21 protein-coding genes are annotated in these 17526 nt (G+C 65.9%); 9 read left to right on the forward strand and 12 right to left on the reverse strand.

The genetic code is table 11. From position 1 onward, the window contains the following. Positions 1-73: 73 nt before the first annotated feature. The 10 genes from ASD05_RS06490 to ASD05_RS06535 all read right to left on the reverse strand — a co-directional run bounded on the left by ASD05_RS06490 (position 74) and on the right by ASD05_RS06535 (position 7853). A complete protein-coding gene (locus ASD05_RS06490) occupies positions 74-493 on the reverse strand; it encodes a F0F1 ATP synthase subunit epsilon (protein ID WP_007830205.1) in 420 nt (139 codons plus the stop codon). Between the two features lie 12 nt (positions 494-505). Next, a complete protein-coding gene (gene atpD / locus ASD05_RS06495; RefSeq protein ID WP_007830203.1) occupies positions 506-1906 on the reverse strand; it encodes a F0F1 ATP synthase subunit beta in 1401 nt (466 codons plus the stop codon). A 134-nt stretch (positions 1907-2040) separates the two neighbouring features. Next, on the reverse strand, positions 2041-2427 hold the full coding sequence (locus ASD05_RS06500; RefSeq protein WP_056589348.1) for a hypothetical protein: 387 nt from the start codon (positions 2425-2427) through the stop codon (positions 2041-2043). Positions 2428-2515: 88 nt separating this feature from the next. Then, positions 2516-3391, reverse strand: a complete 876-nt coding sequence (gene atpG, locus ASD05_RS06505) for a F0F1 ATP synthase subunit gamma (RefSeq protein WP_056589351.1) — start codon at positions 3389-3391, stop codon at positions 2516-2518. A 33-nt stretch (positions 3392-3424) separates the two neighbouring features. Then, positions 3425-5038, reverse strand: coding sequence for a F0F1 ATP synthase subunit alpha (atpA, locus tag ASD05_RS06510; protein WP_007830199.1), 1614 nt, complete (start codon positions 5036-5038; stop codon positions 3425-3427). A gap of 39 nt (positions 5039-5077) precedes the next feature. Next, complete coding sequence (locus ASD05_RS06515) at positions 5078-5608, reverse strand: F0F1 ATP synthase subunit delta (protein ID WP_056589354.1); 531 nt, start codon at positions 5606-5608, stop codon at positions 5078-5080. An 8-nt stretch (positions 5609-5616) separates the two neighbouring features. Beyond that, entirely contained in the window at positions 5617-6087 is a 471-nt protein-coding gene (locus tag ASD05_RS06520; protein ID WP_007830193.1) for a F0F1 ATP synthase subunit B, read from the reverse strand. Positions 6088-6168: 81 nt separating this feature from the next. Next, complete coding sequence (atpE, locus tag ASD05_RS06525; RefSeq protein ID WP_007830191.1) at positions 6169-6432, reverse strand: F0F1 ATP synthase subunit C; 264 nt, start codon at positions 6430-6432, stop codon at positions 6169-6171. A 61-nt stretch (positions 6433-6493) separates the two neighbouring features. Continuing rightward, entirely contained in the window at positions 6494-7363 is an 870-nt protein-coding gene (gene atpB, locus ASD05_RS06530; RefSeq protein ID WP_056589357.1) for a F0F1 ATP synthase subunit A, read from the reverse strand. Positions 7364-7367: 4 nt separating this feature from the next. Beyond that, positions 7368-7853, reverse strand: coding sequence for an ATP synthase subunit I (locus tag ASD05_RS06535; RefSeq protein WP_007830187.1), 486 nt, complete (start codon positions 7851-7853; stop codon positions 7368-7370). Positions 7854-8010: 157 nt separating this feature from the next. Here ASD05_RS06535 and ASD05_RS06540 point away from each other — a divergent pair, with 157 nt between their 5' ends. From ASD05_RS06540 to ASD05_RS06580, 9 genes are all read left to right on the forward strand, one after another. Continuing rightward, on the forward strand, positions 8011-8904 hold the full coding sequence (locus ASD05_RS06540) for a D-amino acid aminotransferase (protein ID WP_056589359.1): 894 nt from the start codon (positions 8011-8013) through the stop codon (positions 8902-8904). Further along, positions 8901-9209, forward strand: coding sequence for a YbeD family protein (locus tag ASD05_RS06545; RefSeq protein ID WP_056589362.1), 309 nt, complete (start codon positions 8901-8903; stop codon positions 9207-9209). Before ASD05_RS06540 ends, ASD05_RS06545 begins: the two co-directional genes overlap by 4 nt. 31 nt (positions 9210-9240) lie before the next feature. Further along, positions 9241-9969 (forward strand): lipoyl(octanoyl) transferase LipB, encoded by a 729-nt coding sequence (lipB, locus tag ASD05_RS06550; RefSeq protein ID WP_056589365.1) that lies wholly within the window; start codon positions 9241-9243, stop codon positions 9967-9969. A gap of 7 nt (positions 9970-9976) precedes the next feature. After that, entirely contained in the window at positions 9977-10978 is a 1002-nt protein-coding gene (lipA, locus tag ASD05_RS06555) for a lipoyl synthase (RefSeq protein WP_056589367.1), read from the forward strand. A gap of 101 nt (positions 10979-11079) precedes the next feature. Then, positions 11080-12417, forward strand: a complete 1338-nt coding sequence (locus ASD05_RS06560; protein ID WP_235507880.1) for a glycosyltransferase family 4 protein — start codon at positions 11080-11082, stop codon at positions 12415-12417. Continuing rightward, on the forward strand, positions 12414-13190 hold the full coding sequence (locus ASD05_RS06565) for a hypothetical protein (protein ID WP_056589372.1): 777 nt from the start codon (positions 12414-12416) through the stop codon (positions 13188-13190). The genes ASD05_RS06560 and ASD05_RS06565 overlap by 4 nt, the downstream gene beginning before the upstream one ends. 19 nt (positions 13191-13209) lie before the next feature. Then, a complete protein-coding gene (locus ASD05_RS06570; protein ID WP_056589376.1) occupies positions 13210-14166 on the forward strand; it encodes a Gfo/Idh/MocA family protein in 957 nt (318 codons plus the stop codon). After that, positions 14163-15269 (forward strand): DegT/DnrJ/EryC1/StrS family aminotransferase, encoded by a 1107-nt coding sequence (locus ASD05_RS06575; RefSeq protein WP_056589379.1) that lies wholly within the window; start codon positions 14163-14165, stop codon positions 15267-15269. The genes ASD05_RS06570 and ASD05_RS06575 overlap by 4 nt, the downstream gene beginning before the upstream one ends. Before the next feature lie 46 nt (positions 15270-15315). Beyond that, entirely contained in the window at positions 15316-16743 is a 1428-nt protein-coding gene (locus tag ASD05_RS06580) for a hypothetical protein (RefSeq protein WP_056589383.1), read from the forward strand. A 15-nt stretch (positions 16744-16758) separates the two neighbouring features. Here ASD05_RS06580 and ASD05_RS06585 read toward each other — a convergent pair whose 3' ends face one another. Beyond that, on the reverse strand, positions 16759-17253 hold the full coding sequence (locus tag ASD05_RS06585) for a hypothetical protein (RefSeq protein ID WP_007830173.1): 495 nt from the start codon (positions 17251-17253) through the stop codon (positions 16759-16761). A 13-nt stretch (positions 17254-17266) separates the two neighbouring features. Further along, positions 17267-17509, reverse strand: coding sequence for a GlsB/YeaQ/YmgE family stress response membrane protein (locus ASD05_RS06590; protein WP_056589387.1), 243 nt, complete (start codon positions 17507-17509; stop codon positions 17267-17269). Positions 17510-17526: the final 17 nt, after the last annotated feature.

Here is a 17526-nt window from a genome sequence, read left to right on the forward strand (position 1 = left end):
GCCGCTGGTGTTGCCCCCTGCAAGGGGGTTGGCGTAGCGACACGAAGTGCGCGCAGCCTGGGGGTGTGCCTATTTACTTTTTCTGGCGGTACTTGCGCAGCGCGGCGATCTGGGCGGCCATCACGGCCAGCTCCGATTGCGCCATCGCGATGTCGATGTCGCTCTTCGCATTCTTCAGCGCTTCCTCGGCTGCGGCCTTGGCCACATTGGCCTTTTCGTCGTCGAGGTCCTTGCCGCGGATCGCGGTGTCGGACAGCACGGTGACGGCATTGGGCTGCACTTCGAGAATGCCGCCGGCCACGAAGACGAACTCTTCGCCGCCGTCGGCCGTTTCGATGCGCACGGCGCCGGGGCGGATGCGCGTGATCAGCGGGGTGTGGCGCGGGTAGATGCCGAGCTCACCGGCTTCACCGGGCAGCGCGACGAACTTGGCTTCGCCCGAGAAGATCGACTCTTCCGCGCTGACCACGTCCACATGAATGGTGCCTGCCATGGTGATTCCTTCTTAAGCGACCTTCTTGGCCTTTTCGAACGCCTCGTCGATGCTGCCCACCATGTAGAACGCTTGTTCCGGCAGGTGGTCGGCTTCGCCGTTCACGATCATCTTGAAACCACGGATGGTTTCGGCCAGCGGCACGTACTTGCCAGGCGAGCCCGTGAACACTTCGGCCACGTGGAACGGCTGCGACAGGAAACGCTGGATCTTGCGGGCGCGGGCCACGGCGAGCTTGTCGTCGGGAGCCAGTTCGTCCATGCCCAGAATCGCGATGATGTCGCGCAGCTCCTTGTAGCGCTGCAGCGTGCCTTGCACGGCGCGGGCCACGTTGTAGTGCTCTTCGCCGACCACGTTCGGGTCGAGCTGGCGCGAGGTCGAGTCCAGCGGGTCCACGGCGGGGTAGATACCGAGCGAAGCGATGTCACGCGACAGCACCACGGTCGAGTCCAGGTGGGCGAAGGTGGTAGCGGGCGACGGGTCGGTCAAGTCGTCGGCTGGCACGTACACGGCCTGGATCGAGGTGATCGAGCCGACCTTCGTCGACGTGATCCGCTCCTGCAGGCGGCCCATTTCCTCGGCCAGCGTCGGCTGGTAGCCCACGGCGGAAGGCATGCGGCCCAGCAGAGCCGACACTTCGGTACCGGCCAGCGTGTAGCGGTAGATGTTGTCCACGAAGAACAGCACGTCGCGGCCTTCGTCGCGGAACGACTCGGCGATGGTCAGGCCGGTCAGCGCCACGCGCAGACGGTTGCCCGGGGGTTCGTTCATCTGGCCGTAGACCATGGCGACCTTCGAGTCTTCGAGCTTCTCGAGGTTCACCACGCCGGAGTCGGCCATCTCGTGATAGAAGTCGTTGCCTTCGCGGGTACGTTCACCCACACCGGCGAACACCGACAGACCCGAGTGAGCCTTGGCGATGTTGTTGATGAGTTCCATCATGTTCACGGTCTTGCCCACGCCGGCGCCGCCGAACAGACCCACCTTGCCGCCCTTGGCGAACGGGCACACCAGGTCGATCACCTTGATGCCGGTTTCCAGCAGGTCTTGCGAGGGCGACAGTTCGTCGTACGCGGGAGCCTTGCGGTGGATCGAAGCGGTGAGCTCCTGGCCGACCGGGCCGCGTTCGTCGATGGGCGCGCCCAGCACGTCCATGATGCGGCCGAGCGTGGCCTTGCCCACGGGCACCGTGATGGGTGCGCCGGTGTTCTTCACGATGATGCCGCGGCGCAGGCCGTCGGACGAGCCCAGCGCAATCGTGCGCACCACGCCGTCGCCGAGCTGTTGCTGGACTTCGAGAGTCAGCGCGCTGCCTTCGAATTTCAAGGCGTCGTACACCTTGGGCATCTGGTCACGCGGGAACTCCACGTCGACCACGGCGCCGATACATTGGACAATTTTTCCTTCAGCCATGGCGTTTCCTTCTGGATGGATCTCAATAAATTTGCGACAGGTTCTTGCAGAAGCGTCCTGGTGCCGAAACGGGCCGCTTTTGCAAGAATGCCGGACGGGCCGGCACCCTTGAGTTTCTTGTCGTCGTCAGCTCATCAGCACTTCATGGCCGTTGCTTGCGCAGCGAAAGCGTCCGAAGCAGCCTTGCAGGCCTGGCCCAGTGCAGCCTTGTCCGCGCCCATCGAAGCCCAGGTGGCCTTCGTTTGGTCGAGGTTGGCCTTCATCGCGTCGGCGGCAGCACCGCTTTGCGAAGAAACGCACGCCTGCACCTTGGCGAGGTAGTCGTTGCACTCCTGCGGCAGGTCGGCCGATGCTGTCGGGGCTGCTGCGGCGGGAGCGGCCGGCGCTGCTGCGGGAGCGGGGGCCGGAGCGGGCGCTGCGGGTGCAGCGGCGGGAGCCGGTGCAGGCGCGGGCGCCTCTTCCTTCTTGGAGCAGGCAGTCAGGGCGGCGGCAACCGCCAACAGGGCAAGAATCTTCTTCATTTGCGCAGAGTCCCCTAAAAATAGGCCTTGGATTAGCGAACGCGCAGAGCGCATCCGATCAGCAACGCGGCCTGTTGCATTGCCTCGATCAAACGCCTGCGGCCGCAGCCGCGCCGGACACGATCTCGGACAGCTCCTTGGTGATGCCGGCCTGACGGGTCTTGTTGTAGATCAACTTCAGTTCGCTGATCACGTTGCCCGCGTTGTCGGTCGCAGCCTTCATGGCCACCATGCGCGCCGAATGCTCGGACGCCATGTTTTCGGCCACGGCCTGGTACACCAGCGACTCCACGTAGCGCACCAGCAACTCGTCGATCACGCTTTGCGCGTCGGGTTCGTAGATGTAGTCCCACGAATGATGACCCGACTCGACCTGCAGCGTCTCGGCCTTCAGCGGCAGCAGTTGCTCCACCATCGGCTCTTGCTTGATGGTGTTGATGAACTTCGTGTAGCACAGGTACACGGCCGACAGCTTGCCTTCGGCATAGGCATCGAGCAGCGTCTTGACCGGCCCGATGAGCTTGTCGAGATGCGGTGTGTCGCCCAGGTGCGTCACATGGGCCACCACGCGGGCGCCGATGCGGTTCAGGAAACCCAGACCCTTGCTGCCGATGGCAACCGACTCGACCACGTTGCCCGCTGCCTGCGCTTCGCGCAGCTTGGCCGTAACGGCACGCAGCAGGTTGGTGTTCAAGCCGCCGCACAGGCCCTTGTCGCTGGTCACGATGATGAAACCGACGCCCTTGGCCTCGGTCGTCTTCATGAACGCGTGGGTGTACTCCGGGTTCGCCTTGCCAAGATTGGCCGCGATGTTACGGATCTTTTCGCTGTAGGGGCGAGCGGCGCGCATGCGTTCCTGCGCCTTGCGCATCTTGGAAACCGAGACCATTTCCATGGCCTTGGTGATCTTCTTGGTGTTTTCCACCGATTTGATCTTGCCGCGGATTTCCTTACCAGCTGCCATGAGAGCTCCTTCTTGCGTCGATCAAGGCGTCGATCAGGCGAACGACTTCTTGAACGAAGTGGCGGCGGCCAGCAGTTCGGCTTCCGCGTCCTGGCAGACCTTCTTGAAAGCCTTCTTCTCGTCGCTGTCGTCGGCCTTGGCGGGCTTCGGGTCCCACTTGGCGCCGTTCTTTTCCATCGTGGCCAGCAGGGGTGCGTGGCTCGACTTGAGGAACTGGTGGAAGCCGTGTTCGAACGAGAGAACCTTCTTGACGTCGATGTCGTCCATGAAGCCCTTGTTCACCGCGAACAGCGTGGCGCTCATCAGCGAGATGGGCAGCGGGCTGTACTGGGTCTGCTTGAGCAGTTCGGTCACGCGGGCACCGCGGTCGAGCTGCTTGCGGGTGGCTTCGTCGAGGTCCGAGGCGAACTGGGCGAAGGCCGCGAGTTCGCGGTACTGCGCCAGGTCGGTACGGATACCGCCGGACTGGTTCTTCACCAGGTTGGTCTGCGCCGACGAACCCACGCGCGACACCGAGATACCGGCGTTGATGGCGGGACGGATACCGGCGTTGAACAGGTTGGTTTCCAGGAAGATCTGGCCGTCGGTGATCGAGATCACGTTGGTCGGCACGAAAGCGGACACGTCGCCGGCTTGCGTTTCGATGATCGGCAGCGCGGTCAGCGAGCCGGTCTTGCCCTTGACTTCACCCTTGGTGAAGGCTTCGACGTAGTCGGCGTTCACGCGGGCTGCGCGCTCGAGCAGACGGCTGTGGAGATAGAACACGTCGCCGGGGTAGGCTTCGCGGCCTGGTGGGCGGCGCAGCAGCAGCGAGACCTGGCGGTAGGCCACGGCTTGCTTGGACAGGTCGTCATAGACGATCAGCGCGTCCTGGCCGCGGTCGCGGAAGTATTCGCCCATCGTGCAGCCCGAGTAGGCCGACACGTACTGCATGGCCGCCGATTCGGAAGCCGATGCCGCCACCACGATGGTGTAGTCCATCGCGCCGGCTTGTTCGAGTGCGCGCACCACGTTCTTGATCGACGAAGCCTTCTGGCCGATCGCAACGTAGACGCAGGTCATGTTCTGACCCTTCTGGTTGATGATCGCGTCGATGGCGACGGCCGTCTTGCCGGTCTGGCGGTCGCCGATGATCAGCTCGCGCTGGCCACGGCCGACGGGCACCATCGAGTCGACGGACTTCAGGCCGGTCTGCATCGGCTGGTCGACGGACTTCCGTGCGATCACGCCGGGAGCGACCTTTTCGATCACGTCGGTCATCTTGGCGTTGATCGGACCCTTGCCGTCGATCGGCTGGCCCAGGGCATTCACCACGCGGCCGATGAGTTCGGGACCCACGGGCACTTCCAGGATGCGGCCCGTGCACTTGACGGTGTCGCCTTCGGAGATGTGCTCGTACTCGCCCAGAATCACGGCGCCGACGGAGTCGCGCTCGAGGTTCAGTGCGAGGCCGAACGACGGCGTGCCGTCTGCGCTCGGCGGGAATTCAAGCATTTCGCCTTGCATCGCGTCCGACAGGCCGTGCACGCGCACGATGCCGTCGGTCACCGAAACCACGGTGCCTTCGTTGCGGATGTTGGCGCTGACCCCGAGGCCCTCGATGCGGCTCTTGATCAGTTCGGAAATTTCTGCGGGATTGAGTTGCATGACTCTTTCCTTCTTTCTTTGTAAGGCGATGGAGACCGGTCAGGCCGCCAGCGCAACTTTCATTTGTTCAAGGCGCGCTTTGACGGAGGTGTCGAGCACCTCGTCGCCGACCACCACACGAATGCCACCGATCAGTTCCGGCTCTTGCTGGACCGTGACCTGGAGCTTGCGACCGAAGCGCTTTTCGAGCGCGGCCGCCACACCGGCCAGAGCCGAGACTTCGATCGGAAAGGCGCTGTAGACCACGGCGTCGGACGAGCCGCTCTTCGCGTTGGCCAGTGCCCGGAACTGCTTCGCAATTTCCGGCAGCACCGAGAAACGCCCGTTCTCGAGGAGCGCAGCCAGGAAGTTCTGGGCCGCGGCGGGCAACGGCGCAGCGAATGCACCGGCGACCACGCCGAGAACCTGCTCGGCCGTAACCTTGGGGTTGTCGGCGAGCTGCTGGAGCTCCGGGTTGGCCCCGATGGCGGCAACCTTTTCGAGCCAGGCGCTGGTTCCGGCGACGTCGGACGACGACGCCTTGAAAAGCGCCTCGGCGTAGGGGCGTGCAATGGTGGCGAGTTCAGCCATGGCTTCTATCAGAGTTCGGTCTGCAGGCGGGCGAGCAAATCGGCGTGAACGCCCGCATTCACTTCCTTGCGCAGAATCTGCTCTGCGCCCTTGACGGCCAGTGCGGCAACCTGCTCGCGCAGGGCTTCACGGGCCTTCAGTGCCTGCTGGTCGGCTTCGACGCGTGCGGCTGCAACGATCTTGTTGCCTTCCTCGGTCGCGCGGGCCTTGGCCTCTTCAACGATGGCCTGGGCGCGACGTTCGGCGTCGGCAAGACGCTGTGCGGACTCATTGCGTGCCTGGCCCAGTTCGGCTTCCACGCGCTTGTTGGCGGCGGACAGCTCGGACTTGGCCTTGTCGGCGGCAGCGAGGCCTTCGGCGATCTTCGCAGCGCGGTCGTCCAGCGCTTTCGCGATCGGCGGCCACACGAACTTCATCGTGAACCCGACCAGGATCAGGAACACGATCATCTGAACGATCAGGGTACCGGTAATGCTCACTTTTCACCCTCTCTTTGGGATTGAATCGAAGCCATTCGCTAGGGGACTAGGGAACGACGACGCAGGTCCGACGAGAAAGACTTACTTCGGCAGGTTGGCGATCTGAGCCAGGAACGGGTTGGCCGTTGCAAACCACAGAGCGATACCGGTGCCGATAATGAAAGCGGCGTCGATCAGACCAGCCAGCAGGAACATCTTGGTTTGAAGCTCACCCATGAGTTCAGGCTGACGTGCGGCCGACTCGAGGTACTTGCTGCCCATGATGCCGATGCCGATACATGCGCCCACAGCGCCCAGACCGATGATCAGGCCGGCGGCCAGTGCAACAAAGCTAATAACTTCCATGATGACTCCTAGAGGACTTTGGTTGAAGAGAAAACGAAAAACAAAAAACGAAAGCGGATGATCAGTGGTGATCGTGGGCCTGGCCGATGTAGACCAGCGTCAGCATCATGAACACGAAGGCTTGCAGCGTGATGATCAGGATGTGGAAGATGGCCCAGGCCGTGCCCGCGATGATGTGGCCGATGGCCAGGCCGATGCCGGTGGCCGACACAGACCAGGCACCGCCCATCAGGGCGATCAGCAGGAAGATCAGTTCGCCGGCGTACATGTTGCCGAACAACCGCATGCCGTGCGAGACGGTCTTTGCGATGAACTCGATCATCTGCATGGCGAAGTTGAAGGGATACAGCGCCCAGTGGTTGCCGAAGGGTGCGGTAAACAGCTCGTGGATCCAGCCGCCGGCGCCCTTGATCTTGATGTTGTAGAAGATGCAGATCAGCAGCACGGCCACCGACATGCCCATCGTCACCGAGAGGTCGGCGGTGGGCACGACGCGCAGGTAGGCGTGGTGCGGGTCTTCGCCCGCGATGCCGAAGACCTTGGCCCAGATCGCCGGGAACAAATCGACCGGGAACAGGTCCATTGCGTTCAGCAGGAAGATCCACACGAAGATGGTGAGGGCCAGCGGTGCGACGAACTTGCGGCTCGTGGCGTTGTGGACGATGCCCTTGGCTTGCTGGTCGACCATTTCAACCAGCAGTTCGACGGCAGCCTGGAAGCGGCCCGGAACGCCCGACGTGGCCTTGCGTGCAGCCAGCCAGAGCAACCAGCAGCCCAGGACACCCAGAGCGATGGAGAAAAACAGCGAATCGAAGTTGAAGACCGAAAGATCGGCCACACCTGCAGGCTTGGAGCTTTGCAGATGCGTCAAGTGGTGAACGATGTATTCACCAGCGGTCTGACCATGTTCCGCAGCGTTTTCAGCAGCCATTCCGTTACTCGTCTCGTTGTTGCCGGCGCCGGGGCGAGAACATCACCGCCAACCAGGCCGCCTTCATTGTCACCACCAGGCCGATCAGCATTGCTGGCCAGCTCAGCGCCGTTATCAGCCTTGGCGCGGCGATCAGCATCGCCACGGACAAGGCCATCTTGACCATTTCCCAAAGGAAGAATCCGAACACCGCAGTGCCTGGATTCAGGGAAGAGAACCTGCCGGTCAACCCGCGCGCGAACACCGCCGCCGGAATGACCACCGCGATCGCGCCGTAAGCGGCGGACCAACCCAGATTTTGCCTCCCCGTCAGTCCCCAGGCGGCCAGAGCCACCACCAGACCGACAACCAACTGCCCCGCGACCACCCGCCATGGGGAGACCGAAGGGTTCTTTGCCCGCAGTTCACGCGCCTCATCGGCGGTCAACGGCTTGAATTCTGCGTCGAGGTCTTCAGCGACCTCCGAGTCTTGACGGGCGATTTTTTTCATTTCGAATGAAGCCCGGATGACGACCCAGAATTTCTACAAAGCCATTGATTATAAGTAAAAACCCAGCCTGTCCCGCCACCTGCGCTGTCGCGCATGCAAATCGATGCCGCATTCCCTGACGCGAACCCGACGCGGCGCACGCAACCATAATTCCGGCATGCACCCTATCACCGATGCCCTGCCCGCCACGCTTTGTTACCTCGATGGCGAATACACCGCCCTGCGCGACGCGAAGATCAGCGTCCTCGACCGAGGCTTCATTTTCGGCGACGGCATCTACGAATACGTCCCCGTCTACTTCGGCCAGCCCTTCTGCTTCGAGGAGCACATGGCCCGCCTCGACCGCTCGCTCGCCGAACTGCAGATAGAAAACCCGCTGTCGCTCGCCCAGTGGCGCGAGATCGTGATGCGGCTGGTCGCGCCCGGCGGCGATGCACCCCAATCCGTTTACTTTCAGGTGACGCGCGGCGTGGCCCCGCGCGACCACGCGATGGTGCGCGGCATCCGCCCGACGGTGTTCGTGATGGTGAACCCGCTGCCGCCCATCTCCGATGCCATCCGCGCCAAGGGCGTGGCCTGCGTCACCGCGGCCGACTTCCGCTGGCAGAAGGCCCACATCAAGAGCACCAGCCTGCTGGGCGCCGTGCTTGCGCGCCAGATCAGCGTGGAAGCCGGCGCGACCGAGACCATCATGTTCCGCGACGAATGGCTCAGCGAGGCCTCGTCGAGCAACGTGTGGATCGTGAAGGACGGCAAGCTGATGGGCCCGCCGAAGAACAACCTCGTGCTGACCGGCATCCGCTACGGGCTGTTCGAGCGCCTGAGCAACTCGCTGGACATTCCATTCGAGCTGCGGCGCATCTCCCGGGAGGAAGTGTTCGGCGCCGACGAAGTGCTTATCTCCTCGGCCAGCAAGGAGCTGCTGCCCGTCGTCACCCTCGATGGGCAGGCTATTGGCAATGGCCGCCCCGGCCCCATCTACCAGAGCTTGTATGCGGCCTACCAGCAGGCCAAGCAACACAACGCACAGAAACACGGAGCCCCGGCATGACCGACGACAAGACCACCACCGAAACCACCTCGATCCCCGATCCGCGCAAGGAATCGCTGATCGAGTACCCCTCGCCGTTTCCGATCAAGGTGATGGGTGCGAAGGTCGACGGCTTCGTGCACGCGATCACCCAGATCGCCGAGCGCTTCGATCCCGCCTTCGACGCCACCACAGTCGAGCTGCGCGACAGCAAGGCCGGCAACTACCTCGGCGTGACCATTACCGTCACGGCCACCAGCCGCGAGCAGCTCGACGACATCTACCGCGCGCTGTCGGCGCACCCGATGGTCAAGGTCGTGCTTTGAGCCGCGAGTTGCCCGCACGGCAGGCCATGCCATGACAGACGCCGCCGCGACCGTCCCCGCCATCGAGCTGCGCCCGCTGGGCCGCGTCGATTACGCCGACACCTTCGCGGCAATGAAGCAGTTCACGCAGGAGCGCACAGCAGACACGCCCGATGCGTTGTGGATTTGCGAACACGCCCCGGTCTTCACGCAAGGCATCGCGGGCAAGCAGGACCACATCCTGAACCCCGGCGCCATTCCCGTCGTGCAGACCGACCGCGGCGGCCAGGTCACTTTCCACGGCCCCGGCCAGGTGGTGGCCTACCCGCTGATCGACCTGCGCCGCGCGGGCTACTTCGTCAAGGAATACGTCTATCGCATCGAGGAATCGGTGCTGCGCACACTGGCTCACTTCGGCGTCACCGGCCACCGCGTGGCGAGCGCACCGGGCATCTATGTGCGGCTGGACGACCCGTTCTCGCACGCGATGCTGAAAGCATCGCCTTCAAACGGTTCGGCACTGACTGGCCCGCTGCCCGCGGGCGACCCGTTTCGCGGTCTCGGCAAGATCGCCGCACTGGGCATCAAGGTGAGCCGCCACGCCACCTACCACGGCGTGGCGCTCAATGTCGAGATGGACCTCGAACCCTTCTCCCGCATCAACCCATGCGGGTATGCGGGGCTGCAGACGGTCGACCTTTCTACAATCGGCATCCAAACCACATGGGAAGAAGCCGCCACGGTGCTGAGCCAGAAGCTCGGCGCCTTCCTGGCGCCTTGACACACCAATGAGCACCACAGAAGTCGTCCGCGACGCCCAAAGCGCCGAAAACTACAACCCGCTGGCCAAGCAGAAGGCCGCGGCCAAGCTCTCGCGCATCCCCGTCAAGGTGGTGCAGCAGGGCGAGGTGCTCAAGAAGCCCGAGTGGATCCGCGTCAAGGCCGGCAGCCCGACCACGCGCTTCTACGAGATCAAGCAGATCCTGCGCGAGAGCAACCTGCACACGGTCTGCGAAGAGGCCTCGTGCCCGAACATCGGCGAATGCTTCGGCAACGGCACGGCCACCTTCATGATCATGGGCGACAAGTGCACGCGCCGCTGCCCGTTCTGCGACGTGGGCCATGGCCGCCCCGACCCGCTCGACAAGGACGAGCCGCTCAACCTCGCGAAGACCATCGCCAAGCTGCGCCTGAAGTACGTGGTAATCACCAGCGTCGACCGCGACGACCTGCGCGATGGCGGCAGCCAGCACTTCGTCGACTGCATCCGCAACATCCGCGAGCTCTCGCCGATGACGCAGATCGAGATCCTCGTGCCCGACTTCCGCGGCCGCGACGACCGCGCCCTTGAAATCCTCAAGGCCGCGCCGCCGGACGTGATGAACCACAACCTCGAAACCGCGCCGCGCCTGTACAAGGAAGCGCGTCCCGGCAGCGACTACCAGTTCAGCCTGAACCTGCTGAAGAAGTTCAAGGCGCTGCACCCCGACGTGCCGACCAAGAGCGGCATCATGGTGGGCCTGGGCGAGACCGACGAGGAGATCCTGCAGGTCATGCGCGACATGCGCGCGCACGGCATCGACATGCTGACCATCGGCCAGTACCTGTCGCCGTCGGGCTCGCACCTGCCGGTGCGCCGCTACGTGCACCCCGACACCTTCAAGATGTTCGAGGAAGAGGCCTACAAGATGGGCTTCAGCCACGCTGCCGTGGGCGCCATGGTGCGGTCGAGCTACCACGCCGATCAGCAGGCAGGACACGTTCTGGCCGGCGCGCCCTCGCTCGATTGAACGCCGCGGCGACCGTCCCAGCGGCGGACGCGCCGCAGTCAGGCAGGCCGATGCACTTCCTGCTGGCCATGTGCTTCCTGGTGCATCGAACAGGTGCGGAAATGTTCACCCGCGACCTGGCGCTGTGGCTGCGCCGCCGCGGCCACGCCGTCACGATCTTTGCAACGGCCTTCGGGGACATGGCCGACGAACTGCGCTTTGCCTCGATTGCCTGCGTCACCGAATTGAGCGACATCGCGGCGCGGCCGGACGTGATCATCGGCAACACCCACCACGAGACGGTTCGCGCGCTGCTGCATTTCCACGACGTGCCGGTCCTCACGATATGCCACGACCGAAGCGCCGAACACGGACGCCCGGCGCAGTTCACCCAGGTCGTATGCCATGTGGCCGTCGACGAGAACTGCGCGGAGCGCCTGGTGCACGAGTTCGGCATCGCGCGCGAGCGCATCGAGCTGATCCAGAACGGGGTCGATCTTTCGCGCTTTCCGCGGCGCAGCGAGCTGCCGGCCCGGCCCCGGACGGCGCTGGTCTTCAGCAACTACGCCTCGCACGACGCGCAGCTCGAGGAGATCCGCGCCGCCTGCGTGCAGCGCGGACTGTCGCTGGACGTGATCGGCAGCGGCACCGGCAACCACCTGCCCGACCCGGCCGAGGCACTCGGCCGCTACGACATCGTCTTCGGCAAGGGGCGCTGCGCCACCGAGGCACTGTGCACCGGCAACGCGGTGGTGGTGCTCGATCCGAGCGCGGGCATGGGCGAGATGGTGACGGCGGCCACCGCGGCCCACGCGCGGCGCTGGAATTTTGGCCGGGCGCTGCTGATCCGGCCGATCACGCGGGAGAACGTGGGCGCCGAGCTCGACCGCTACGACGCCGAGGATGCAGGCAAGGCCGGCGAATGGATGCGTGCGCATGGCGGCCTCGACGCAACGCTCGGCGCGCTCGAGCGCTGCGCGCAGGGCATGGCCCTGCAGCATCCCGTGATCGAGGTGCCCGCGAGCCAGCGGGCGAACGAGGTGGCCCGCTACATGGAGGACTGGATCCGGCGCGGCAACCCGTCGGCGGCGCATCTGGCTGTTGCGTCCTTGCAGCAGCACATCGGGTGGATCCAGCAGTCCTTCAACGACCATCAACGCATGCATCAAGCTCGAATCGACGCGCTGCAGGCAGAGCTGCAACGCCAGGCCGAAGAGGCACGCCGGCAGACGGAGCTCGCCGCCATGCAGACCGCCGCGCAGGCCGCACAGGCGGCGCAATCGAACGCCGACTGCAACGCACGGCTGGCCGAAGCCGAGCAGCAGACCCGGCAGGCGCGCACCGAACTCGCCCTGCTCCAGGCGCAGTTGCGCGAGGTCTACGCCAGCCGTTCGTGGCGTGTGACCGGACCGCTGCGGCGGGTGTCAACCCTCGTCCGGCCCGGCGGTCCACGCGCATGAAGGCGCTGGTGATCGCCGCCCATTCGGGGCACGAACTGTTGCTGTGGAAGTGGCTGCGCAACGAGCGGCCGGACTTCGTGGTGCTGACCAACGGCGCCGGTTCGAGCGGCGTGCCGCGGCTCGAACCGACGATCGACAATCTCGCGCGCGCGGGGGCCCGCTGGATTGCGGAGGTGGTGCAGCCGGTTGCCGATGCCGACATCTACCGGGCGCTGCTCGAAGGCGACACGCGCCTGTTCACGCAATGGGTCCACGCCTTGACGACGCATGTCGTGGAGCAAGGCATCGACTGCATCGTCGCCGACGAAGCCGAGGACTACAACCCTTCGCACGACCTGTGCCGCCTGCTGGCCAACCAGGTCGCCGCGCACGCCGCGGCGCGCGGCCGCAGGGTCGTCTCGCTCGGCTATCCCACCGTGGGTCATCCGAGTCCACCGGCACGGCTGGCTTCCGAGCGCCATGTCATGGTCGAGCTCGACGGCCCCGAGTTGCAGGCCAAGCTCGACGACATGCACGGTTACGCGCACAGCTTCGGCGGCCAGCTGGAGCGCGAGCTGGCGGGCTTCATCGCCGAGTTCGGCGCCCAGGCTTACGGCCGGGAATGCCTCTTCGCCGCGCAGCCCACGCGCTATGAACTGGCGGAGGCGCCCGCCACCAAACCCGCCTTCGAAATCTTCGGAGAGGAACGCGTCGCGGCCGGCGTCTACAAGCACGTCATCCGCGGCGCGCATCTGCAGGCCGTGGCGGATCGGCTGCGCGACGCGATGCGATGACACATCCATCGATGCCTCGATGACCTTCACGACGCCCGCCAACGACGACAGCACGACCGCCATCGCCGCCGATACGGCAGCCGCGAGCCCGGTCGACGCCGCACTGGCCCATGCGATCGTGGGCCTTGGCCGCTTCGGCAGCATCCACGCCCGAAAGCTCCTCGCCCTGCGCGGCTTCCAGCTGCGTGCCCTCGTGGATTGCTCGTCGTCGGCCCGCGCCGGCGCGGAACTCGCGGCGCTGCCATTGCTGTCCAGCCTTGACGACCTACCGCCGGGCATCGCGTCGGCCACCGTTGCCACCAGCGACGACGCGCACGCCGAGCTTGCCCTGTCGTTGATGCGGCGTGGCTGCCACGTGCTGGTCGAAAAGCCGCTTTGCATCGACCGGCACGACGGTGCCCTGATGATCCGCACTGCGCGGCAATGCGGCGTGACCCTGAGCACCGGCCACATCGAGCGCTTCAACCCCGTGTTCGACGCCGTGCTCCTCGCCCGGCTGCGCAATGCCGCGGCAAGCCACCGCCAGGACCAGCGTCCGTTCATGCGGTTTCGCCGCTATTCGACGCGCATTGCCATGGCCAGGGAGAGCGTGCTGGACCTGATGGTGCACGACCTCGACCTGTTCGCCTGGCTGTGCGCGATTCCCGCGGAAGCGCCAATGGAAGTGCTCGCACGGCACATCGATGTGCACAGCGTGCGCGCGCGCGTGCGGCTGGGCACGTTGGTCGCCGAATTCGAGAGCGGCTACGCCAGCACGCCGGCGATCGCTCAATTGCAGGTGTGCGATGGCCACCGGGAGCAGTTGCTGGACCTGCGCAGCGGCGCGCGTTCGACGACAACGACGACCGGCGACGACGCCCTGGCACGGCAGTACCACGGCTTCAGGCGCGCCATCCTGGGCCAGGCCAGCCGCGTCGCCTCGGGTGCCGATGGCCTGGCGGCCGTGACCCGGGCTTGCCAGGTACTGCACGCATGAAGATCCCGCTGTTCCGGTCGGCCGCATCTGCCGAGCCGAAAGCGGCGCACCTGGCCCAGTCCCTCGCCGCAGTGCTGCGCAGCGGCGTGTACATCCTCGGTCCGCAAGCCGAGGCTTTCGAGGCACGGCTGTCCGGCCTGCTGCAAGGCCGCGAGACCGTGGCCGTGGGATCGGGCTCCGAAGCGCTTCTGCTGGCCTTCAAGAGCCTCGGCATCGGAAGCGCGGGCGGAGGGGCCGCGCTGGACGAGGTCCTGCTGCCGAGCTACACCTTCGTCGCCTGCGCGGAAGCGGTGCTCGCTGCGGGCGCGCGGCCGGTCTTCGTCGACAGCGCGCCGGACGACTTCCTGCCGACGCTCGCGCATTTCCGCGACGCCCGCACGCCACGCACCCGCGCGATCCTCGCGGTCGGCCTCTTCGGCGACCCGAGCGGCCTGCCCGAACTGGCCGCCTACTGCCGCGACGAGAAGCTGTGGCTGGTCGAGGACGTGGCGCAATGCCTGGGCGCCCATGCCGCCGGCACCTGGGGCGACGCCGCGGCAATGAGCTTCTACCCGACCAAGACCCTCGGCGCCGCGGGTGACGCCGGCGCACTGGCCTTCAGGGATCCGCAGCACGCCCGCAAGGCCCGGCTGCTGCGCAACCACGGCTACGCCGACGGCCGTCACCACTGCCTCGGGCACAACAGCCGCATGGACGAATTGCAGGCCTGCCTGCTCAATGCCGCGCTGGACGACTTTCCGGACAACATCGCGCGACGGCGCGCCATCGCAGCGCGCTACCTGGCGGCCTGGGCGGACTGTCCGATCGGTTTGCCGCGAGACTCGGCGGGCCACGCGTGGAACTATTTCGTCATCACCCTGTCCGGCCCCCGCGAACGCGCGGCCTTCGCGGCGCGGCTGGCCGCATCCGGGATCGCCACCCGGGTCTACTACGAGCAGCCGCTGCACCGGCACGAGGCGCTGCGGCCCTGGCACGGCACCGGCGCCCTGCCGCACAGCGAAAAACTGGCCGGCTGTTCGCTCGCATTGCCGCTCTATCCAATGCTCGGCGACGAGGAAATCGAGTACATCATCGGCGTCGTACGGCAGGCTTCCGGCGCATAGCGGCGGCCAACGCCGCGGGACCACATCGAAAGGGAGAACGGATCAGATGGCCACCATCCTGACCACACTGGCCACACGCCCCGTCGAGGGCCTGGTCGAGAACCACGCAGCCTATGCGCGCCGGTACGGCTACGCGCACCGCATCGTCGACAGCACCCACGTGTGGGGTCCGCGCCAGCCGGTCTTCTTCCGCTACCACGCGATCTACCAGCACCTGGCGCAAGCCGACGAGGGCAGCCTGCTGCTGGTGCTCGACCAGTTCGCGGTCGTCTACTGGCCCCGACCGCTGGAAGAGGCGTTCGACGGCATCGACGCGCTGGTCTGCGCGCAACCCGACGACGACACGCTCTGCAACACCAGCATGCTGCTGCTGCGCAACACGGCTGCGGTGCGCGAGCAGGTGCGCCAGTTGGTCGACCATGTCTCCCATTGGGCAGTGCGCATCCTGGAGGACAACGAGCAGCCCGAGAACGCGCTGGTCGCCCATGTCTTCCCGCCCCGCCCCTGCGCCCTTCCCCTGCCCAACGGCATCCACGCCAACGTGCAGGCCAACTGGCCCGCGGGCAGCTACTACGAATCACTCCAGGGTGTGCGCCCGCTGGTGGCCAGCGACGCGCCCACCTGGCGCCGCACAGGCGCCGCAAACCAGTGGACGCCGGCGCTGGACTACGACTTCCGCGGCGTGCAGAACCTCGTCGAGGACGCCGCGGCCCTGGCCGCCGGCGAACGCCCGCCATTCCTCGTGCTCGCCGAGACCGCGCCACCGCCCGGCGACGACCTGCACCTGAACCCCGGTGCGCGCATCGCCTTCGTCAGCATCTACACGCACCACATCGCCAGCTATGGCCGCATCCACGAAGAAAGCCTCGCGCGCTACTGCCTGCGCCATGGCTACGGCTACCACCTCTACCGCAAGGTGCCCGACTTCGCCAACGGGCTGACGGGCTCGTGGGCCAAGCCGCACGTCATGCGGCGCCACCTCGCGGAGCACGAGTTCCTGCTGTGGATCGATGCGGACATCCTGGCCATGAACCAGTCGCTGCGCATGGAGCCGCTGGTCGACGGCCGGCAGGCGCTGGTGGGCAACGACCACACGGCCTGGAACATGAACTCCAGCGTGGTCGGCGTGCGCAACACGCCCGCGATGCACGCGCTGGTGGAAGACGTCTGCCGGCAGATCGAGGCCGCGCCCGACCGCTCGTCGGTGCACGCCAACGGCGGCGACCAGACCTACTTCGCGAATGTCTTCAATGCCCACGGCCTCGTCACCGAAGCCCAGGTGGTGGACACGCTGTCGCTGGACGCGCCCGCGATCTACGCGACCACCGACAGCCACTTCGTGCATTTCCCGACGCAGCTGACGCCGCAGCGTGCGGCATCCATGCACTTCTGGAACCGGCGCAGCCTGTCGCGCGATGCGCACGAGCGCGGCGGCGACACGGCGCAGCCCGAGCCCCCTGCGTCGTCCCGCTGACCGGGCCGCGCGGCCTCAACCGCGCGTGGCGTTTTCCTTCATCTTCGCCAGCGCGATGGCAATCGCCGCCCCGCCCAGCGTCTTGATCAGCCCCGAGTGCTGCGCATAGAACCGGCTCACCTCGTCGATCACGCCCGCGTGCTGCTGCTCGGCATGCGCGGCGATTTCGGTCACCTGCGCAGGCGACAGCTGCGAGGCCTGGTCGGGCGTGACCTGCGTCTGCCCCGGCTGCAGCATGCGGCCGAGCACGCCGCCGGCCAGCGCCGAGGCCGCTGCCGGGCCCAGCGTGGCCAGGATCTGGTTGAGCACGCCGGCCTGCTGCTGCGGCGACGACTGGCCGAACAGCTTGCCCACCATGTCGCCGAAAGGCGGCGTCTGGTCGGAGCGCATGGCAGCAGCGAGCCCCGCACCGACTTCGTCGGTCGATGCTTGCTGCGTGACCTTGTCGAGGTGGGCCTCGGGGCTGCCGTTGCCGCCGATGGCCTGCTGGAGGATGTCGAGTAAACCCATGGAGATCTCCTTGTTACCGGGTCACGAGATGCCAGACCCCGAGCAGCAGGGCCGCGCCGATCACCGAGGCGATGAAGCCGGCGCCCGCGCCCGCAGCGTACAGCCCCAGGGCCTGTCCTGCATAGGTTGCCACCAGCGACCCGGCAATGCCCAGAATCACGGTGAGGATGAACCCCATGGAGTTGTTGCCCGGCAGGATGGCGCGGGCGATCAGCCCCGCGATGAAGCCGATCAAGATGGTCCAGATGATGTGCAAGAGAGACTCCCTGTCTG

Source organism: Variovorax sp. Root434 (genome assembly GCF_001426595.1).
Taxonomy (GTDB): Bacteria; Pseudomonadota; Gammaproteobacteria; order Burkholderiales; family Burkholderiaceae_C; genus Variovorax.